This window comes from Pseudoalteromonas shioyasakiensis, assembly GCF_019134595.1.
Taxonomy (GTDB): domain Bacteria; phylum Pseudomonadota; class Gammaproteobacteria; order Enterobacterales; family Alteromonadaceae; genus Pseudoalteromonas; species Pseudoalteromonas shioyasakiensis_A.
Genome location: NZ_CP077770.1, coordinates 3,010,637 through 3,030,973, shown reverse-complemented (window position 1 = coordinate 3,030,973; position 20,337 = coordinate 3,010,637). Strand labels below are relative to the sequence as shown.

Here is a 20,337-nt window from a genome sequence, read left to right as displayed (position 1 = left end):
CATAATCTAAATTGAGAAAAATCTGTAAATAAAACCCTGGTGATTGTTGTGTGTTTTTAAATTGTTTATTCACTCTTTGCTAAAGGTGAGTGTAGGAAAAGCTTTTAAGCGTACACATGTGCGCTTAAAGCTATTGTAATAGCATTTTTCACGTTATAATGCGCGTTGATTAGTACGAGGAGAATTCGTTTGTTAGCTATTTTTCGCATAATTTTCATGGCTTTATTTATTATTTTAAGCTGTGTTTTTGGGCTGCTTTTATGCATTGTGAAGCCGTTTCATACCAATAACGTGCATATTATTTCGGGTTGGTTTTGCAAGGTAGCTAAAATTTTAGGTGTCAAACTAGAGCTTAAATATCACGAGACTCCAAAAAATATTGGCCCTGCTGTCTATGTAGCAAATCATCAAAATAACTATGACCTATTCACTTTACCAGCCATGGTGCCAGAGAATTGCGTAAGTCTAGGTAAAAAAAGCCTCAAATGGATCCCGTTTTTTGGCCAGCTTTATTGGTTATCGGGAAATATCTTAATTGACCGTGCTAACCGCTCAAAAGCCGCAGGCACAATTTCTAAATCAGCTGAGAAAATAAAACAAAAAGGCCTATCGGTGTGGATGTTCCCTGAGGGCACGCGAAGCTATGGCCGTGGTTTATTACCTTTTAAAACAGGGGCATTTCACACAGCAATGAGTGCTGATGTGCCAGTTGTGCCAGTTTGTATGAGTACAACACACAAAACTATTAAGCTAAATCGCTGGGATAATGGTACAATTTACCTCGAAATGTTAGCGCCGATTTATCTTGATAAAGACGTATCTGCTCGTGACCATGCTTCACATGTTCATCAGATTATGGCTGCTAAAATAACTGAATTAGATGCTCAAGTGAGAAACAAATAATGGAAAATTGGCGCGAAATTACTGAAGACATCGTTACTTCATTACTTGAAGATGGCTCAGATCCTGAAGTACTTTATGAAGTGGAACACCACTTTGTTAGCGAAAATTTTGAAAAGTTAGAGCAAGCCGCTTTAGCCGCTTTTAAACTAGGTTATGATGTTGAAGAGCCTGCAGAACTTGAGCTAGAAGACGGCGAGAAAGTATGGAGCTTTGACGTGGTTGTTGAGTGTGAACTTGAAGTAGAAGCCATTATGGAAGACGTAGACAAGCTAGAAGCGCTTGCTCAGCAAACAGACGTTGAATACGACGGCTGGGGCACTTACTTTCAGGAATAAACAGCTAGAGAGCTGTCAGCCGTCAGCTTTCAGGGATAAAGTTAGCGAGTTGCTACTTTCTAACTTTACTCTTTCTAACTCTTTCCTCATACCTATTTCGTATTCGCTATCCAATCTATAGACATTTGTAATCAATTAGCGATAATAAAAAACTCGATGTTTTTATGCGCTAAGCTCACATATGCTTATTACCTTACCCATTGCCGAACTTGTACCAGGGATGTTTGTTGACAGTGTCAGTAAGCAACACGAGCATGTAAATAGTATTAAGATCAAAACACGTGGTTTAGTGCGTGATAAAACGATTATTCAACGTCTGATCTCTGAGGGTGTTGAAGAGCTACTCATCGACTTTACACAAAGCGATGTTGCACTACCTAAAAAATACCAACCAAAAACTGAAACTGCAAAAACCAAAGTTGAACAAAAGCCTGCCGCTAACGAAGCACCGCAAGGAGTTACCGTTCAACAAGAGTTTCTAAAAGCCAGTGTGCATTACGAGCAACACAGTCGAAAACTGCAAAGCTTCTACTCTGATATTACATCGGGTTTGAAGGTGAATGTCGCTGTGCTTGATGATATCGCCGTTGATATAGTCAGCTCGGTATTTCGAAATCACAATGCATTAACGATTTTAACTCGCCTTAAAGATAAACATATTTATAACTGGCGGCACATGATCAACACCGCTATTTTGGTGAGTGTGTTTGCTAAGTACCTAGGCTACAAAGAAAAGACAATTAAAGAGCTGGCAATGGGTGCATTGATGCACGATATCGGTCAGGCGAAAATGCCACAAGGTGTATTGTCTAAACCAAGTGCTTTGAACGACAACGAAATGCAAGTTGTTAAAAAGCATGTGGCGCAGAGTTTAGGTTTAGTGAAAGGCGAAAAGGGCATTACCCCGTTAATGCTCGATATGATAGTGAATCACCATGAGCGTTTAGATGGTACAGGTTACCCTCGCGGTATTGCGGCTGAAAAGCTCAGTCGTGCAGCACGTATCATGGCAATCGTTGATGTTTATGATGCCATGACAGCAGACAGGCCTCATCAAATGGGAGAAGAGCCAATCTCAGCGCTGCGTTATTTACTTGCCAATAAGCAATTGTTTGACTCTGAGTTGGTGCAACGCTTTATTAAATGCTTGGGGGTACACCCTGTTGGTACGATTGTTAAGTTGAATAATGAGCGCTTGGCGTTAGTGATGGAAGGTAACCACGAAAACCCAATTAAGCCGAAAATAAAGATCTTCTATAATGCCAAGCATAAGCATCATATTACTGCCAAAGATGTCGATTTAAGCGTAGAAAAAGAACTAAAAATTATTGCCAGTATTAAGCCATTAGATTATCAGCTTAATTTGGCTCGTTTGTTAAAAGAGCATCTGCTTGTTTAGACTTAACACAGCGTTTTTTGGCACTGCGTTTTGCTGATATAAATGCACCACTAAAACAACTCGTCATTAATACCAACCATAGTAAGGTGCCTTTTTCTACGTGTAAGGCCACGCAACATAATAATAATGATAAAACAGCACTCAGCATGGCGCCAAGCCAATAGTGATTGACTGGGTTATCGCAATCACCCGCTTTAGTGCACGCGCAATAGTTTGCTTTACAAAAATAATGAACACTCACACCGCACAACATCAGTGCCGCAATAATCAATGCGATTTCCATACTCAAACTCAACAGTAAAACCTTTACTTTTAGTCTAAAGGGACAAGAAATAGATGTCAATGCAAATGATAATTACTACCGTTTGTTGTTTTTGTAATCAGAGCTCTGATGAGTTTTAATAAGTTGTTATCTTGTTGTTAAAATGCGGGTTTTTTACCTATTTCTAACGAAAAATTACAGTTTTTTGATCTTAATTAAGGTAATGTTCGAAAGTTTGTAATCATTAGAATAAAACATCTAATACCAACATACAGCGCTAATCTTTTATGCTTAACTAATAGGTTGCCCTCATTGTTGGATTAGCTTTCGCACAAGTTTGCAAGAGGACACAGATTTATGAAGTTCACTAAAACACTAATTGCAGCATCACTTGCTGTTGTTTCTGCTGACAGCTTCGCTGCAGCTTTCCAATTAGCAGAGCAAAACGTTTCAGGTTTAGGTCGCGCATACGCTGGTGAAGCAGCTGTTGCAGATGACGCATCAGTTGTTGCTCGTAACCCTGCACTTATGTCTTTATTCAAAGACAAGCAAATCTCAGTAGCAGGTATTGCTGTAATTCCAGATGTAAGCTTAAAAGGCGAAAGTGCTGCATACGGCTTAGATGAAAGCTCTATCGATGACGATAGCATCGCACCATCTGCATTTATCCCTGCAGGTTACTTCACAATGCCTTTAAACGATAAAGTGTCTTTAGGCTTTGGTGCTTTTTCAAACTTCGGTCTTTCAACTGAGTTTAAAGATGACTACGCGGCAGGCTCTATTGCTGGTGAAACTGAAATCGTTACCGTTAATATGAATGCAAGCGCTTCATACAAAATCAACGAACAGTTCAGCCTAGGTCTTGGTTTAAACTATGTTTATGCTGATGCGAAAGTTGTTCGTAATGCAGGTACTAACCCGTTTGGCATACCAGCGAGCACGCAAATCGCTCACCTTGAAGGTGACGACTACGGCTTTGGTTGGAACATTGGTGCTATGTATCAGTTAGACGAAAACAACCGTTTTGGTTTTAACTACCGCAGTGAAACAGATATCGACTTTGAAGGCGAGTACTCAAACCAACTTCCAGCTGCAGTTGGCGGTTTAGCGGGCACTGTAGTACCAGGTGAGTTAAAACTGACTTTACCAGCAATTGCTGAGTTCTCAGGTTCACACCAAATCGATAAGAAGCTAGGCGTACACTACAGCATTTTATGGACTGGTTGGGACAGCTTCCAAAAATTAGAAGCTTACGTACCAGGTGTTGAATCTCCAGTATTCTCTAAAGAAGAGAACTTCTCTGATTCAATGCGTTACTCTATCGGTACTGACTACCAGTACAGCGATGCACTTTTACTTCGTGCAGGTATTGCATACGATGAGTCACCAGCAGACCAATCACACCTTTCAATCTCTATCCCTGATACAGATCGTTTCTGGTTCTCGTTTGGTGGTAACTACGCATTAAGCGAAAACTCAAATGTTGACTTAGGTGTAAGTATCCTTCGTGGCAAAACACAAAACTTCTCTGAAAAAGACAGCCTAGCAGCTTCTTTAGGCCAAGATGTTTCATGGGAGTATGAATCAAAAGGTCACGCAGTTCTAATTGGTGCTCAGTACAACTACAAATTTTAAGTAACGCGACCTAAAGTCGCTGCTACAGAGCATTAAAAAGCCGCGCTATAACATTGTTATAGCGCGGCTTTTTTATAAGCGCTATAAAAATTTATAGCGCTGTATATATGCTGTTATAGACTTTCGATTTTCGCTTTTTGCGCTAATAGTTTGTCTTTCGCATCTGTAAACTCAGCCAGCTTAGCATGCTCTTTCGCAAGCACAGCTTCTGGCGCATTATTTACGAACTTCTCGTTAGCTAATTTGTTATTAACTTGAGCTAAGCCTTTCTCTGCTTTTTCAAGCTGCTTCGCGATACGAGCTAATTCAGCTTCAACATCGATTAGGCCAGCCATTGGGATCATGATCTCAAGGTTACCAACATACGATGTTGCACACGCAGGTGCTTCGTCTTTGTTATCAAGAAGCGTGAACTCTTCAAGCTTAGCAAGAGATGCTAAGAATGCTTCGTTTTCCGTTAAGCGGCGTTTGTCTTCGTCAGACGCATTAGCAAGCAATACCGATAATGGTTTGCTTGGGCTGATATCCATTTCACCACGGATGTTACGAATAGCAAGAATGAACTGTTTAACCCATTCTAGGTCGTCCATCGCTTGGCTATCAACATTTGCTTCATTGTATACAGGGAAACCTTGAACCATGATGCTAGTGCCCGCAGTTTCGATACCTGCAAGTGGTGCCACGCGTTGCCAAATAGTTTCTGTGATGTATGGCATTAACGGGTGCATTAAGCGAAGTAGGCTTTCTAATACCGTGATTAAGGTATGACGAGTACCACGTTGCTGTGCTTCGTTACCTTTAAACAATACAGGTTTAGTAAGTTCTAGGTACCAGTCACAGAATTGGTTCCAAGTGAACTCATAAATGGTGTTTGCTGCTAGGTCAAAACGGTAGTTTTCTAGATGCTCAGTATAGGTTTTAACAGTTGCTTCAAACTGGCCTAAAATCCAACGATCAGCGAGTGAGTACTGTTTTTCAGCATCTGTAGCGAAACCACAGTCTTGCTCTTCTGTGTTCATCAATACGTAACGGCTTGCGTTCCATAGTTTGTTACAGAAGTTACGGTAACCTTCAAGACGGTTCATATCCCAGTTGATATCACGACCTGTTGAAGCCATTGCTGCAAGGGTGAAACGCAGTGCGTCTGTACCGTGTGCTTCGATACCGTTTTCGAATGTTTTACGAGTGTTCTTCTCAATCTTCTTCGCTAGTTGTGGCTGCATCATGTTACCAGTGCGCTTTTCAACTAGGCTTTCAAGATCGATACCGTCAATCATGTCGATAGGATCAAGTACGTTACCTTTCGATTTAGACATCTTATCGCCGTTTTCATCGCGGATAAGGCCAGTTACGTAAACGGTTTTAAATGGTACTTGTGGCTTGCCGTCTTCATCTTTGATGAAGTGCATGGTCATCATGATCATACGAGCAACCCAGAAGAAGATGATGTCGAAACCTGTTACCAATACGTCTGACGGGTGGAAAGTTTTTAAGTCATCAGTGTTTGCAGGCCAGCCTTGCGTTGAGAAAGTCCAAAGCGCAGATGAGAACCAGGTATCTAAAACGTCTTCGTCTTGCTTAAGTGCAACATCATCAGAAAGGTTGTTATCGCGGCGTACTTCAGCTTCGTCACGACCAACGTATACGTTACCTTCGTTGTCGTACCAAGCAGGGATGCGGTGACCCCACCAAAGCTGACGTGAAATACACCAGTCTTGTACGTCGTTCATCCACGAGAAGTACATGTTCTCGTATTGTTGAGGTACGAACTTAATGTCGCCATTTTTAACTGCTTCTTTTGCAGGCTCAGCAAGTGGTGCTACGCGCACGTACCACTGATCGGTAAGAAGAGGCTCAATCACTACGCCAGAACGGTCACCGTAAGGAACTGTTAGGCTATGATCTTCAATTTTTTCTAATAGACCAAGTTCTTCAAATTCGCTCACAATCGCTTTTCGTGCATCAAAGCGGTCAAGGCCATGTAGACGCTCAGGAATTGGCGCGTCTAATTCAAGCTCTTTACCGTCGAATGTGTAGCTTTCGCCTTCGCTTAATACCGCTGCATCTTTATTGAAGATGTTGATCATTGGTAGTTGGTGACGTTTACCTACTTCGTTATCGTTAAAGTCGTGGGCAGGCGTGATTTTCACACAACCTGTGCCTTTTTCCATGTCTGCATGTTCATCGGCAACAATTGGAATACGACGGTTTACGATAGGCAGTAAAATTTCTTTACCGATCAGATCTTGGTAACGCTCATCATCAGGGTTAACAGCAACACCTGAATCACCTAGCATTGTTTCAGGACGTGTTGTCGCAACAATGATGTAGTCTTTACCATCTTTGGTTTTTACGCCATCAGCAAGTGGGTAACGTAGGTTCCACATGTGACCTTGTTTGTCTTTGTTTTCAACTTCAAGATCAGAAATCGCAGTGTGTAATTTTGGATCCCAGTTAACTAGGCGCTTACCACGGTAGATTAAATCTTCTTTGTGAAGACGTACGAATACTTCTTTAACCGCTTCAGAAAGGCCTTCGTCCATAGTGAAACGCTCACGGTCCCAATCTACAGAAGCGCCTAAACGACGTAATTGTTTAGTGATCGTGCCACCAGAGTGGTTTTTCCACTCCCAGATTTTATCGATAAATGCTTCACGGCCAAGGTCGTGACGTGTTTTACCTTCTTCAGCAGCAAGCTTACGCTCAACAAGCATTTGCGTTGCAATACCTGCGTGGTCAGTACCTACTTGCCATAAAGTGTTGTTGCCTTGCATACGCTTTAAACGCGTTAGCGTATCCATGATGGTATCTTGGAATGCATGGCCCATGTGTAAGCTACCCGTGACGTTTGGTGGCGGGATCATAATTGAGTATGCGTCACCTTGGCCAGACGGTTTAAAGTAGCCATTTTCTTCCCAGCCTTGGTATAAAGACTGTTCAATATCTTGCGGATTATAGGTTTTATCCATTACACAGAACCTTAAATAAATGCTTAAATGTCAATTTCTTGCGTTGCAATATGGGCGCCCAGTTGGCGAAGCTTTTTAAACCGCTCACGGGCGGCTTGCTTAGCATTTGGCTCAACGGGTACGAAATCATAAACCTGCTGAAAACGGCGAATAAAATCCGGTAGGTGTTCAGCTAAGTTGATTAATATTTTTCTGTTGCCGACAGGTGGAGTCATACCAATTTCAACCAGAGCGCCACCTTTAGGGCCTTCACCTTGTAAGTTGTGTGGTACAAAACTATCTGGTTCAAATGACCAAATGATGTCGTCGATTGTGTGGGCCGTGTCGGTGTTATCAGCGTAAATAAATACGCGATGACCTAGACGATACTGATCCGCAGCAATTTTAGCTGCCAGATCGAAAACAGCGCCAGCCGTTTGGTGGACACTATCATCTTGTTTTAGAACGTAAAATTGTGCGTTCATATTCATAGTGACTTTCGTCCCCACAGATACACAGATCAAAGCAGGGATTTTGACATAGAACGCGAATTGCTTCAATTAATAAGGCGCCATTTGGCGCCTTATTTAGGGTTAGTTTTAAGCTTCCGGTAAGTCTTAATCGTGACTTGCTTCACTCACGCCTGCGCGGTTCAGTAAATACTGAGTCAACATAGGCACCGGACGACCGGTTGCACCTTTGTTTTTACCGCCGCTGCGCCATGCTGTACCTGCGATATCTAAATGCGCCCAGTTATATTTTTTGGTGAATTTAGATAAGAAGCATGCCGCTGTAATCGTACCTGCAGCACGGCCACCTAAGTTGGTGAAATCTGCGAATGGGCTTTCAAGTTGCTCTTGATAGTCATCCCATAAAGGTAACTGCCATGCGCGGTCGCCACTTTGCTCAGACGCTTTTAGTAGGTCATGGGCAAGTGGGTTGTGGTTTGATAGTAAACCTGTGGCATGTGAACCCAGCGCGATAATACACGCACCTGTCAGTGTTGCTACGTCGACAACGGTATCTGGTTCAAAGCGCTCAACATAAGTGAGTGCATCACACAGTACTAAACGGCCTTCAGCGTCGGTATTTAACACTTCAACTGTTTGACCTGACATAGTTGTTAAGATATCACCCGGGCGATAAGCGTTTGAGCCAGGCATGTTTTCACAACCCGCTAAAACACCAACAACGTTAATCGGTAATTGCATTTGCACTAAAGCGCGCATAGTACCAATAACACCTGCTGCACCACCCATGTCGTATTTCATTTCATCCATGGCTTCACCTGGCTTGATTGAAATACCACCTGAGTCAAAGGTTAAGCCTTTACCCACTAACACGATTGGCGCTTGGTCTTTGTCGCCACCTTGATAGTTAATCACCGACATAACCGATTCATTAGCACTACCACGGCCAACTGCTAGGTATGAATTCATACCCAGCTCTGCCATTTTTTCTTCACCAATAATATCAACGCTTACATTATCGAAGTTATCAGCAATTTCTTGTGCTTGCTCACCTAAATAAGCTGGGTTACAGATATTTGGCGGCATGTTAGCAACGTCTTTACATAACTTGCTACCTGCAGCGATGGCTAAGCCATGCTCAATTGCACTTTCGCCAATGGTTAACTCGCGACGTGTTGGTACGTTGAAAACAATTTTACGTAGTGGGCGACGCGGGTCGCTCTTTTTGCTTTTCAGTTGATTGAAGGTGTACAAGCAGTCTTGAGTTGTTTCAACTGCTTGGCGTACTTTCCAATAAGTGTCACGGCTTTTAACGTGTTGCTCAGTTAAAAAGCATACCGCTTCCATCGAACCGGTTTCGTTTAGCGTGTTAATCGTTTTTGAGATGATTTGTTTATATTGTTTGTCATCAAGCTCACGCTCTTTACCACAACCTACTAGTAGTACACGCTCGCTCAGTACATTAGGTACATGATGCAATAGCAATACTTGGCCTGGTTTACCTTCAAGGTCACCACGGCGTAGTAAGTTTGAGATATAACCGTCACTGATTTTATCTAATTGTTCACCAATGGGGGATAAACGACGTGGCTCATAAACGCCTACTACAATACATGCGCTACGTTGCTTTTCTGGACTACCACTTTTTACGCTAAATTCCATTGTTACTCCTGATATTGAGTCGTATAACCTTAGTTTATAAGGGTAAGAAATTCTTTTTCGAGTCCTTTCTTACATTTTTTAGTTTAATAGCACTAATCTTAGTACATAAACTATGACTCTATTTATGTGTTTTTGAACTTTATCTTAATGTGAATATCAATATCACATAATAGACGCCATCTGCACCATTTATGCAAGATTATATGTTCTTGCTAGGTATGATATTTAACTTTGATGGCATATAATAAAGTGAGTAAAATAACTAGTTTACTCAAAATTCCTTACTATTCCAGTGAAACTCGATGTTTAACAGGGGCGAGCATTGCTAATTTTTCGTTATTTGACCACTGAAGTCTTCAAGTCGCAGGTCGCCGTATTTTTAACTTTGATGACTATTTTTGTGTCTCAAAAGTTTGTTGTTATTTTAGGAGACGCCTCTGAAGGGGGTCTTCCAGCTAAACTTGTGCTTTCGATGATTGCACTAAAACTTCCTCAACTTGCTTCCCTTATCTTACCTTTGAGTATCTTCTTAGGGATTATTTTGGCATATAGTCGCATTTATGCAGACAGCGAAATGACAGTTTTCAAAGCCTGTGGTGTCAGTGAGTGGTATGTGGTTCGTGTCACGCTTATCTCAAGTACTGCGATGGCTATTTTAGCGGGTGCGCTTACTCTTTATGTTGCGCCATGGGCCAGTGAGCAAGAATATCAATTAAAAGAGCAAGCCAAAGCAGATGCAGGCTTATCGGCATTACGTGCAGGGCGTTTTCAGCAAACGGGTAATGAGAAAGCCGTAGTCTTCATTCACAATATGGAAAATGGCGGAAAAGAGCTACACAAGGTATTTGTTGCGCAGTTACCAGATCGTGAAAAAGGTGACTTAGCCCGTTTAGTATATGCAGAGCGTGGTGTGGTGATTGAGCAAGATAACGGTGAGCAGCAACTTGTTCTTAACGATGGTAAGCGCTACGAAACAGATGGCGAGTCTGCTGCGTTAAACCTAACAGAGTTCGATGGTTACAGTGTACAAATTCAAGATCAAGAGATAGAGCATCAGCGTCGTAAATTAGAAGCTATACCAACGTTTGATTTATTCAAAATGAAGACCTCTGAAGCCATTGCGCAGTGGCAGTGGCGTTTAGCTATTCCGCTTTCAATTCCGTTATTAACTTTACTTGCAGTGCCTTTGAGTGTGGTGAATCCGCGCCAAGGTAAATTCGCTAAATTAGTGCCTGCAATCAGCTTGTATTTAGGGTACTTCATTTTATTGAATGCCGCTAAGTTTGCTGTTGAAGATGGTAAAATTCCGCCTTCAATTGGTTTATGGTGGATCCATTTATCAGCCTTGTTTATTGGTGGTTTCTTGATTATTAAAGGTCGTCCGCTCGGCGCATGGTTAAAGGCAGTTGTGACTAAGCGGGAGTTAAGCGCATGATGAAAACACTCGACTGGTATTTAGGTCGCAGCATAATTCAAACAACCGGTTTTGCTTTAATGGTGCTGGTAGGTATTAGTACCCTGATTAAGTTTATTGAGCAGTTAAAATCGGTTGGCCGTGGTAGCTATGATATTGCAACCGCGCTGATTTACACCTTGTATAGCATGCCGGGTGATTTAGTTATTTTCTTCCCAATGGCGGCGTTGATTGGTGGCTTAACTGGTTTAGGTGCATTGGCCTCAAACAGTGAGCTGGTCGTTATGCAAGCTGCGGGTATGTCACGCCTGCAAATCATTGTATCAGTCATGAAAACCGCGATGTTTATGGCGATTTGTATGATGGCGCTAGGTGAATGGGGTGCCCCTGAAGCACAGCTCAAAGCTAAAGAAATACGCAACCAAGCGATTTATGGTGGTGATGTATTTAATGCTAAGCAAGGTGTGTGGGCGAAAGATGGTAGCAACTTTATTAATATTGAAGATGTCGATCAGCAAGGCACTTTACGTGGCGTGCACATGTATCACTTTGATAAATCGTTACAACTTACCCAAATTACCAAGGCAGAAGAAGCAATAAACCGTAAAGATGGTTGGTTACTTCGTGATGTAAATAAAGTCATGATCACGCCAGAGCAGATCAGTACTGAACAGCACAAAGAAGAGTTTTACGACTCGCAACTGACCGCCGAGAAATTAGGAGTGGTGTCGGTTAAGCCCGAAGCGCTTTCGTTTACTGGGCTTTGGTCATATTTAGGTTATTTGCAGCAAAATGAGCAAGACACCAGCACTTATGAGCTAGCGCTATGGCGTAAGATCATGCAGCCAGTATCTATCGCCGTTATGTTGTTAGTTGCTTTATCGTTTATATTCGGCCCGCTTCGCACAGTAACTATGGGTGCACGTATCATCATGGGTGTTATAACCGGTATTACTTTCCACTTAACCAATGAGATATTTGGTCCTGTGGTGATGGTATACCAAATTCCAGCTGTGGTTGGTGCCGTATTACCAAGCCTACTGTTTATTGGTTTTGCGACTTATCTATTGAATAAACGAGTTTGATAGTCGTTTAAAAAGCACAAAAAAAAGCGTGGTTTGAGCCACGCTTTTTTGTGTTTGATGTGTTGCTTAATCACTTAATCAAGTGAGCGATAAATTCGTTTATTTTCTTCTTTGGTGAGGGTGATCACTTCTGTTTTTGCGATGTAATCTTGCAAGGCACGCTTATTTTTAAAATCGACCAACACCACTAAGTTACCTAAACCTAATAGCGCAGTAGTCGCTCTGATAGCACCTTGATGCCAGCTAATTAAATGACCATCGAGGGTTTGCACCTTTAAACGCCATGCGCGCATACCAATAGTTTGGCCGCTCTTAGCCCAAAAGTAGCTAAAGAAACTAATACTCACTACTACCAATAATGCACTACGAATGCCATACAGTAGTGGCGAGTTTTGAATGAAAGCAGATACATCTTCAGCGTCACCAATACTTAGTAAGTCTAAAGAAATTAGCCCTTGAACGGCTAATAAATACAGTACGGTTGTCAGCATCGCAAAGGCAATGATAACCAAGGTATCGTAGATTAAAGAGGCAAAGCGGCGCCAGAAACCGGCACGTGGAAACTCAGCTGACATAAACAATCTCATCCAATTAAATTGCGCAGTAGTTTAGCAAAGTCCTTCGCAAACAAGAAATACTTAACGGCCGTTTAGCAAGTCGACAAACAGGTCTGACCTGCTATAGTTGAGAAAATAATAAAAATGAGCACACAACTATGGCTGTTTCTCAAAGCGAAACTCACCAAGTATTTAATCAACCCAAACCACTTGAAAACTACAACGCCTATGAGGCCGACACGGTAATTCAATACTGGCAAAATCGTTTTGCTGGGCAATGGGGGACTGCGCATTTAACGGCTTTTGGGGAGCAAGTGGGTGGTGCATTACTGCAAGCTGGATTCTTAGCAAACAAACACTTACCCGAATTAACCACTCACAGCCGCTTTGGCGAACGCATAGACCAAGTTGATTATCATCCAAGTTACCATCAGCTAATGCAGCATGCGATAGAGCAAGGGCACTGCGCTTTGCCTTGGCAGCAAAAGAAAGCCGGTAGCCATGTTGTAAGAGCGGTAATGGCGGTGCTGCACAATCATGCTGATCCGGGCTCTGGTTGCCCATTAACCATGACGTTTGCCAGTGTGCCTGCCATTGCGAGTCAAGAAAATGTCGCCGCTGTGTGGCTACCTAAAATACTGGCAAATCATTACGATTCAGACAATAAACATTGGACCGAGAAAAAAGGTGTCACCATAGGTATGGCGATGACCGAAAAACAAGGTGGCTCTGATGTTCGGGCTAATACCACTAAAGCCCATGCCATCAATGAAAGTGGTGCAGGGCAATTATATGCTTTAACCGGGCACAAATGGTTTTGCTCAGCGCCCATGAGCGACGCCTTTTTAGTACTCGCTAATACCGATGAAAAGCAATTATCTTGCTTTTTAGTGCCGCGCTGGCTCGAAACTGGCGAGAAAAATGCCATGTACATTCAGCGCTTAAAAAATAAGTTAGGTAATCAATCAAATGCGAGTTCTGAAATTGAATTCAGGGGTGCACATGGCTGGTTGCTTGGCGAGCCGGGGCGAGGCATTGCTACTATTATTCAAATGGTTGCTTTAACTCGTTATGATTGCATGCTGGGTTCAAGCTCGCTGATGTTACAAGCAGTAAAAGAAGCAATTTGGCATACAGCTGGGCGTAGTGTGTTTGGTAAAAACTTGCATCAACAGCCACTCATGCTCAATGTACTGGCAGATTTAGCTATCGAAGCAGAAGCCGCACTTGCCATTTCAATGCGTATTGCCCATGCCCTTGATAACCAAGATGATAGCAATGAAGTGGCATTAATACGCAGCGCTACAGCAATCGGTAAATATTGGATCTGTAAGCGGGCAGTGCAGCACACTTATGAGGCTATGGAATGTATTGGTGGCGTGGGTTATGTACAAGACAACATTACCAGCCGTCTTTATAAAGAAGCACCGGTTAACTCTATCTGGGAAGGCTCTGGTAATGTGCAATGCCTTGATCTTTTACGCGTGTTCAGCCGTGAGCCCGAGTCACTTGAGGTGCTTATCAATGAGCTTGAAAAAGCGCGCAGTTTGCATCCTGATTTTGCGATAAAGCTCGATGAACTTAAAGAGATGCTCACAGATACCGCAAATCTCGAAATGCATGCACGGCGCATAATTGAAAAGCTCGCGCTACTTTGGCAAGCTGCAACGCTATTACAATTTGGCGAGCCACTTATTGCCGATGCGTTTGTAAAAAGTCGTTTAAGTGACGTAGGGTTTAGTCAGTATGGCTGCCTTAGTCATGATATCGATTGTCAGGCGATTGTTTCGCGAATGATGCCAAAACTCTAAAGTTAACAACTTGTTTAATTATTGTGCGGTTGATCAGTAGCGCGACACAAAACGCTTGCTGCCTTACCCATTCTTTGTATAATGCTTGGCATAGAGACAAAAGCAGTTAAAAAAGCTTTTGCTCTAAAGTGGTTTTTCTTTATCTTCTCGTGTTTAGAAGGTTAAAGAAAAATGAAGCCAGTATGATGGAATTGGTAGACATGACGGATTCAAAATCCGTTGCCTTCGGGCGTGGCGGTTCAAGTCCGCCTACTGGTACCACTTTTTAACCCTAGCCAATTGGTTAGGGTTTTTTTATGCCTGAAAAAAGTAGTTAGCGGACTTGAGCGCCACGCAGGGCGTGGCACTGAAATAAGTAAAAGTCCGCCTAATGGTACCACTTTTATGACCCCAGCAGTTTTGCTGGGTTTTTTTTATGCCTGAAAAAGTAGTCATCGGACTTGAGCGCCACGCGGGGCGTGGCACTGAAGCAAGTAAAAGTTCGCCTACTGGTACCACTTTTTAACCCTAGCCAGTTGGTTAGGGTTTTTTTATGCCTGAAAAAAAACAGCCATCAGCCATCAGCTGTCAGTTTTTAGCCGAGCGGTGCGGTTGTTGGGTTTTGAAACCACCCTTAGCAATTTAATTCGTAAAAGCATTGTAGGAAGTAGTTTACTGCCGAACCAGCAATAACTACCCAAATAACACCGAACCAGCAATGTTGAAAAACATAACTCATAGCTAAAGCCATTCTCACGGGTATACTTTGCCTAGAACCTAGCGTCTAGAACTCAAATCTAAGTATCAACCCCACCTCTATTTAAGCAACTTTTGTTCTATTTCTAAGCGGTCAAGTTCAAACTATGCTTAATCTAAAAATAACCCTGTAAAAAGTGTGTTTATTTGATTGAAAATTAATCATTTTAGACTAGAGTACGATGGTGTTTGAATACATCTTATAATACAATTTGTGGCCTTAAGTATAAGTGAAGTCAATCACTTAGTGCACATTATCGGGTAAGGTAGCATATCGTGGGTACATACGACTTAAAGCGTATTGTTGAAAGTATTTCAAATCTTAAAAGTGAGAACTTTTATAATGCAATATGCCTGTCTTTATCAGAAGTGCTTGGTGCTTCTCATGTTTTTTTAGCTCAAGTCGATGAGTCAACTTTGCATGCAACGACTATAGCTTTATGTGCGCATGACGAAATTGTTGAAAACATCAGCTACGATATCCGCTGTACGCCTTGTAACGATGTGAGCTGTGGCAGTATCTCTAGTTACAGTGCAGGAGTTCAGCAGTTATTCCCAAATGATCAGCTACTTGTCGATATGGGCATTGAAGCCTATGTGGGTGTGCCTTTACAAAGTATATCGGGTAAAACCGATACTATTCTTGTCGCGCTATTTCAGCATGAAATAAATGATGCGATGCAAATTGAGTCATTTTTCTCGTTATTTACTGGTCTTATCCAGCGTGAAATCGAAAAAGACCGCTTTATAGCTAAACTTGATTTTGCAAACCAATTGATTGAGCAAAGCCACGAAGCAATTTTTATTTGCGACCACAATGTGCATATTACCTACGCAAATACTGCATTTACTAAAATGACGGGCTATTCGTTGGATGAAGTCTTGGGGCAAAATCCAAATATTTTAAGCTCAAACAAGTATGATCCGCATTTTTATAAAGTGATGTGGCACCAAATTAATACTGAGGGTAAGTGGTCTGGGGAAATCACTAATAAAACCAAACAAGGTAAGTTGTATACGCAATTTTTATCGATAACCAAAATGCAAAATAATGGTGAAGATTGCTATGTGGCATTTATTTTGGATATCACCGAGAAAAAAGAAGCTGAGCAGAAAATCTATTTTCATGCTAACCACGATCAACTTACCGGTTTGACCAATCGTTTTTACTTCAAAGAGTACTTATGCCAGTTGCTATCATCTTTGTCGTATCAAGATGATGAGAATACTAACCTAGCTGTGATCTACTTTGATGTTGATAAGTTTCAAGATATCAACACCGTTTACGGTTTAACCTTTGGTGATAAGGTTTTATGCGAGCTTTCAGAGCGACTCAATAGCAGCTTTAAAGAATCTGCTTTTTCGCGGATCGATGGTGATAGTTTTGCAATTTTACAAACTTATCAGCATATCAGCGAGCTTGAGCATGTTTGTAAACAAATTACCGCGTTACTCGTTGAGCCCGTATCTATTGGCGGCATTAGTCAGCAGGTGTCAGTTACGCTGGGCATTAGTCGGTTTGAGCAAACTGGCGCGGTTAGTTCACAAGAAAAAATCGAAAAAATAGCTCGTCGTTTAGTTCGCCAAGCTGAGCTTGCCACTTTGAATGCCAAACAAACAGGCGATGAGTACCTGTTTTTCTGTAAAGAAATGGATAACAAGGTCAAAAAACATAACTTGCTGGTTGAGCAGCTTACTCAAGCGGTGAAGAACAACGAAATTGATGTGTATTTTCAACCTATTATTGATATTGAAAATAACACGGTTGCTAAATTCGAAAGTTTAGTGCGTTGGAATAACCAAGGACAATGGGTATCACCTGCCGAGTTTATTCCGCTTGCAGAAGAGTCGCGGGTGATTATTCCTCTCGGTGAACTTGTGTTGATTAAAACCTGTCAGCAAATAAAAGCGCTAGAAGCACAAGGCTATGAAAACTTTGTTTTTAACGTAAACCGTTCTTTATTTGAGTTTACTGAGTTTAACCCTGAACGTAATGCATGGCTTGAGATTATTAAAGGGCAAGGGGTTAAACCATCACAAATTTCATTTGAATTAACTGAGAGTGTTCTAGCGCCAGAAAATACGAACCATCTCGATGTGTTAAAGCAGTTGAAGCAAGCTGGCTGTTTAATTTCATTAGATGATTTTGGTACCGGTTATTCGTCTCTTAGCTACTTGCGCCGCTTTCCAGTTGATGTACTTAAGCTAGATAAGTCATTTATCGATGAAGTACATGTTGATTTAGGTGACGAAGCGCTGGTTAAATCGATTATTCAAATGAGTCGGGTGTTGGGTATTAAAGTCGTTGCTGAAGGAGTTGAAGAGCGCGAGCAATTAGCTGTGTTAACCGAAGCCGGTTGTGATTATATTCAAGGCTATTACTTTTCTAAGCCGTTGCCTGCAAATGATGTAGTACCATTTTTAACGCAATTTTCTCGAGAGCAGTAGGTAATTACGGTATGATTTTGATATCAACCAGTTAGCAAAGCTTGTGATGTCAAAATTAACCGCAAAGCAAAACATAAAGGCGATTGTTACTGCCATTAAGGCCGAAGAGCAGTCGCTTAGAACACGTTTCCCTATACTCAACCAGCAAAACACCATTGCGATGGTTATTTTACTAATGTCGTTAAGCGCACTGATTGGCGTTGCGACACTTTATTACCTAGCTATTATACCTGCATGGCTGTGTATCATTCTGGCTGCTTTTATTACCTCGATATCGCATGAGCTTGAGCATGACCTTATCCATAAGCAGTATTTTAGTAATCGTCCTTTTATACATAACCTAATGATGTTAACCGTGTGGCTTATGCGGCCCAATACGGTTAATCCTTGGTATCGCAGAAAAATCCATTTGCATCACCATAAAGTATCCGGCACCTCACAAGATTTAGAAGAGCGTTTAGTGGGCAATGGCATTAAATCGCCATTTTTGAGAGCCTTAGTCATTACTGATTGTCTGCTAGGTTTGCTAGTTAATACCAAGCGATTTAGTAAAGAAATTAGTGGTTTTAAGTTTTTACGCGTGTTTAATGCAGGCTTTCCGATTGCAACCGCGTATTTTGCGATTCTTTATGGGGTAATTGCTTATTACGCAGTGCAGTTTGTACAGCCATTTACATTGCCGCCATGGGGAGCTGAATTACTGGCGATGGCAGAGTTTTTAATGGTGGTACTTATTGTGCCTAATATTATTCGTTCGAGTTCTCTTAACTTAATAACATCTTCAATGCATTATTATGGCGGTGTAAATAACTTGCTTGAGCAAACGCATGTGATCACCAGCCGTTGGTTTTTACCGTTTCAACTATTTTGTTTTGATTTTGGCCGCACTCATACAGTCCATCATTTTGTGCCGAATCAGCCCTTTTACATAAGGCAATTGATAAGCAAAAAAATACGTCCTATTATGGCCCAGCATGGGGTACGTTTTAATGATTTCCAAAGCTTAAAACAGGCTAATCATTACCCAGTAAAAGAGCAGCCATCTCAACAAGGAGTTTAATATGAAGGTTACCGGTCGTTGTCATTGTGGTGAGGTAACTTACCACGCAGAAGTTGATGAAAATAAAGTGATTAACTGTCACTGCACTGACTGCCAAATTATCTCGGGCGCGCCTTTTCGCACAGTTGTGGTGTCTGTGCCAGATGGGGTTACTTTTACAGGTGCTGAGCCAAAAGAATATATAAAAATTGCCGAAAGTGGTAATCAGCGTGCGCAAGGGTTTTGTGGTAACTGTGGTACAGCTTTGTACGCGACTTCTGTAGGTGCAGGTGAGCGCATCTATGGCTTACGTATTGGCGCTGTCGAGCAAGCTGATGAGCTTATCCCCAAAGCCCATATTTGGTATCGCTCACATAAACCTTGGCTAGATAGCCTTAGTAATATGAGCGCCTTTGAAACCGCACCTAAGTAGCTGCGGTTTCATATTTATTGTTGGCCGATGGTGATATTTCGGCCACTCAAGTAACCAAATAAAGCACACAATAGGCTAGATGCAATACACAGCCAAAGTGCACCTTCCCAATTATTAAAGTAACTATGTAAGGCGCCCGCAATAATAGGGCCTGTTGCAGCCAATAAATACCCGATACACTGTGCCATACCCGATAACGCCGCGGCTTGCATTGAGTCATGAGTTCGCAGGCTTACAAATGATAAGCCCAATATAAAACAAGCACCTGAGCAAAACCCTAAGGTGACTGACCAAAGCATCGCAAAACTAGGCGCAACTAATAATCCAAAAGAACAAAGCGCGCCAAGTAACGCCAAGCTTAGCGTTAAGATGCGTTGATCTTTTAATTTGGCAAGTAGTGGAATAAGTACAATACCTGGCAGCGCTGAGGCTACTTGAAAGGCGCCTTGCAAAGCACCCGCGTGCTGCGCACTATGGCCGCCTTCTATTAAAATGCTGGGTAGCCAACCTAGCATGATATAAGTGAAAAATGAGTTAAAGCCGAGCAATAAGGTGATTTGCCAAGCAAGTGCAGAGTGCCAAATTTTGCTTTGTGTACTGTTTGAAACGGATGCCTGTTTTGGCATGGTATGTTGCTTAAGTTGTGGTAACCACACCACAATAGCTAGCACAACTAATAAGGCATAACTGGCAAGCGCCAATTGCCAACCAAGTTCTTTGTATTCAGCTAGCGGAATGATGAGTGCTGAATAGCTGCCACCAAATATGCCCATCGCCAAAACATAACTAGACGTCATTACTGCCACTTTGTGTGGAAAGTCACGTTTTATCAAGCTTGGTAACAACACATTACCAATCGCGATACCGACACCAATTACAGCGGTGCTAATAAATAGCACGGTGGCAGAATCAATAACACGAGAGACAACCCCTATGCCTATAAGTACCAGGGCTATAAACAGTGATACTTCAAGGCCGCACTTTTTAGCAAGGCTTGTTGCCATAGGTGAGGCAATGGCAAACGCGATTAAAGGTAAAGTTGTCAACATGCCGGCTTGTGATGCATTTAACTGAAACTGTTCAATGATCTGTTCAAGTACCGGTGCAATACCAGTGATAGGGGCTCGCAAACTGGCTGCAATAAGAAAAATGCCCAGCACTAAAAGAAGGTTACGAATTAGATTTTGAGAAGATGACACGC

At 42.0% G+C, this 20,337-nt stretch carries 16 protein-coding genes and 1 tRNA gene; 11 read left to right on the top strand and 6 right to left on the bottom strand.

Features of this window, described 5'->3' with window-relative positions; translation table 11 throughout:
- Positions 1-216 precede the first annotated feature (216 nt).
- From KQP93_RS14080 to KQP93_RS14070, 3 genes are all read left to right on the top strand, one after another.
- Complete coding sequence (locus KQP93_RS14080) at positions 217-903, top strand: 1-acylglycerol-3-phosphate O-acyltransferase (RefSeq protein WP_082665677.1); 687 nt, start codon at positions 217-219, stop codon at positions 901-903.
- Positions 903-1,238 (top strand): ribonuclease E inhibitor RraB, encoded by a 336-nt coding sequence (gene rraB, locus KQP93_RS14075; RefSeq protein ID WP_054562721.1) that lies wholly within the window; start codon positions 903-905, stop codon positions 1,236-1,238. The genes KQP93_RS14080 and rraB overlap by 1 nt, the downstream gene beginning before the upstream one ends.
- Before the next feature lie 181 nt (positions 1,239-1,419).
- Positions 1,420-2,637, top strand: a complete 1,218-nt coding sequence (locus KQP93_RS14070) for an HD-GYP domain-containing protein (protein ID WP_217874919.1) — start codon at positions 1,420-1,422, stop codon at positions 2,635-2,637.
- On the opposite strand, the gene KQP93_RS14065 is transcribed toward KQP93_RS14070, so the two are convergent.
- Positions 2,597-2,920: a hypothetical protein gene (locus KQP93_RS14065; RefSeq protein WP_054562719.1), complete on the bottom strand. Its 324-nt coding sequence runs from the start codon at positions 2,918-2,920 to the stop codon at positions 2,597-2,599. The genes KQP93_RS14070 and KQP93_RS14065 overlap by 41 nt on opposite strands.
- 336 nt (positions 2,921-3,256) lie before the next feature.
- Here KQP93_RS14065 and KQP93_RS14060 point away from each other — a divergent pair, with 336 nt between their 5' ends.
- Complete coding sequence (locus tag KQP93_RS14060; protein ID WP_217874917.1) at positions 3,257-4,534, top strand: outer membrane protein transport protein; 1,278 nt, start codon at positions 3,257-3,259, stop codon at positions 4,532-4,534.
- Between the two features lie 113 nt (positions 4,535-4,647).
- On the opposite strand, the gene KQP93_RS14055 is transcribed toward KQP93_RS14060, so the two are convergent.
- From KQP93_RS14055 to pepA, 3 genes are all read right to left on the bottom strand, one after another.
- Complete coding sequence (locus KQP93_RS14055; protein ID WP_217874916.1) at positions 4,648-7,503, bottom strand: valine--tRNA ligase; 2,856 nt, start codon at positions 7,501-7,503, stop codon at positions 4,648-4,650.
- Positions 7,504-7,526: 23 nt separating this feature from the next.
- Positions 7,527-7,973, bottom strand: a complete 447-nt coding sequence (locus KQP93_RS14050) for a DNA polymerase III subunit chi (protein WP_217874914.1) — start codon at positions 7,971-7,973, stop codon at positions 7,527-7,529.
- 126 nt (positions 7,974-8,099) lie between these two features.
- Positions 8,100-9,614, bottom strand: coding sequence for a leucyl aminopeptidase (gene pepA / locus KQP93_RS14045; RefSeq protein WP_054552638.1), 1,515 nt, complete (start codon positions 9,612-9,614; stop codon positions 8,100-8,102).
- Between the two features lie 322 nt (positions 9,615-9,936).
- Here pepA and lptF point away from each other — a divergent pair, with 322 nt between their 5' ends.
- Positions 9,937-11,049, top strand: a complete 1,113-nt coding sequence (gene lptF, locus KQP93_RS14040; RefSeq protein WP_217874912.1) for an LPS export ABC transporter permease LptF — start codon at positions 9,937-9,939, stop codon at positions 11,047-11,049.
- Positions 11,046-12,113, top strand: a complete 1,068-nt coding sequence (lptG, locus tag KQP93_RS14035; RefSeq protein WP_217874911.1) for an LPS export ABC transporter permease LptG — start codon at positions 11,046-11,048, stop codon at positions 12,111-12,113. The genes lptF and lptG overlap by 4 nt, the downstream gene beginning before the upstream one ends.
- A 74-nt stretch (positions 12,114-12,187) precedes the next feature.
- Here lptG and KQP93_RS14030 read toward each other — a convergent pair whose 3' ends face one another.
- Positions 12,188-12,688: an RDD family protein gene (locus KQP93_RS14030; RefSeq protein ID WP_217874909.1), complete on the bottom strand. Its 501-nt coding sequence runs from the start codon at positions 12,686-12,688 to the stop codon at positions 12,188-12,190.
- 140 nt (positions 12,689-12,828) lie between these two features.
- Here KQP93_RS14030 and KQP93_RS14025 point away from each other — a divergent pair, with 140 nt between their 5' ends.
- From KQP93_RS14025 to KQP93_RS14005, 5 genes are all read left to right on the top strand, one after another.
- Entirely contained in the window at positions 12,829-14,481 is a 1,653-nt protein-coding gene (locus tag KQP93_RS14025) for an acyl-CoA dehydrogenase family protein (RefSeq protein WP_217874907.1), read from the top strand.
- A gap of 176 nt (positions 14,482-14,657) precedes the next feature.
- Positions 14,658-14,742: transfer RNA gene (locus tag KQP93_RS14020), tRNA-Leu, on the top strand.
- 750 nt (positions 14,743-15,492) lie between these two features.
- Entirely contained in the window at positions 15,493-17,664 is a 2,172-nt protein-coding gene (locus KQP93_RS14015) for a putative bifunctional diguanylate cyclase/phosphodiesterase (protein WP_217874906.1), read from the top strand.
- A gap of 46 nt (positions 17,665-17,710) precedes the next feature.
- Positions 17,711-18,724, top strand: a complete 1,014-nt coding sequence (locus KQP93_RS14010) for a fatty acid desaturase (protein WP_217874904.1) — start codon at positions 17,711-17,713, stop codon at positions 18,722-18,724.
- A 1-nt stretch (position 18,725) separates the two neighbouring features.
- Positions 18,726-19,136 (top strand): GFA family protein, encoded by a 411-nt coding sequence (locus tag KQP93_RS14005; protein ID WP_217874902.1) that lies wholly within the window; start codon positions 18,726-18,728, stop codon positions 19,134-19,136.
- A gap of 14 nt (positions 19,137-19,150) precedes the next feature.
- Here the strand turns inward: KQP93_RS14005 and KQP93_RS14000 are convergent, their stop codons facing one another.
- Entirely contained in the window at positions 19,151-20,335 is a 1,185-nt protein-coding gene (locus tag KQP93_RS14000; RefSeq protein WP_217874901.1) for an MFS transporter, read from the bottom strand.
- Positions 20,336-20,337: the final 2 nt, after the last annotated feature.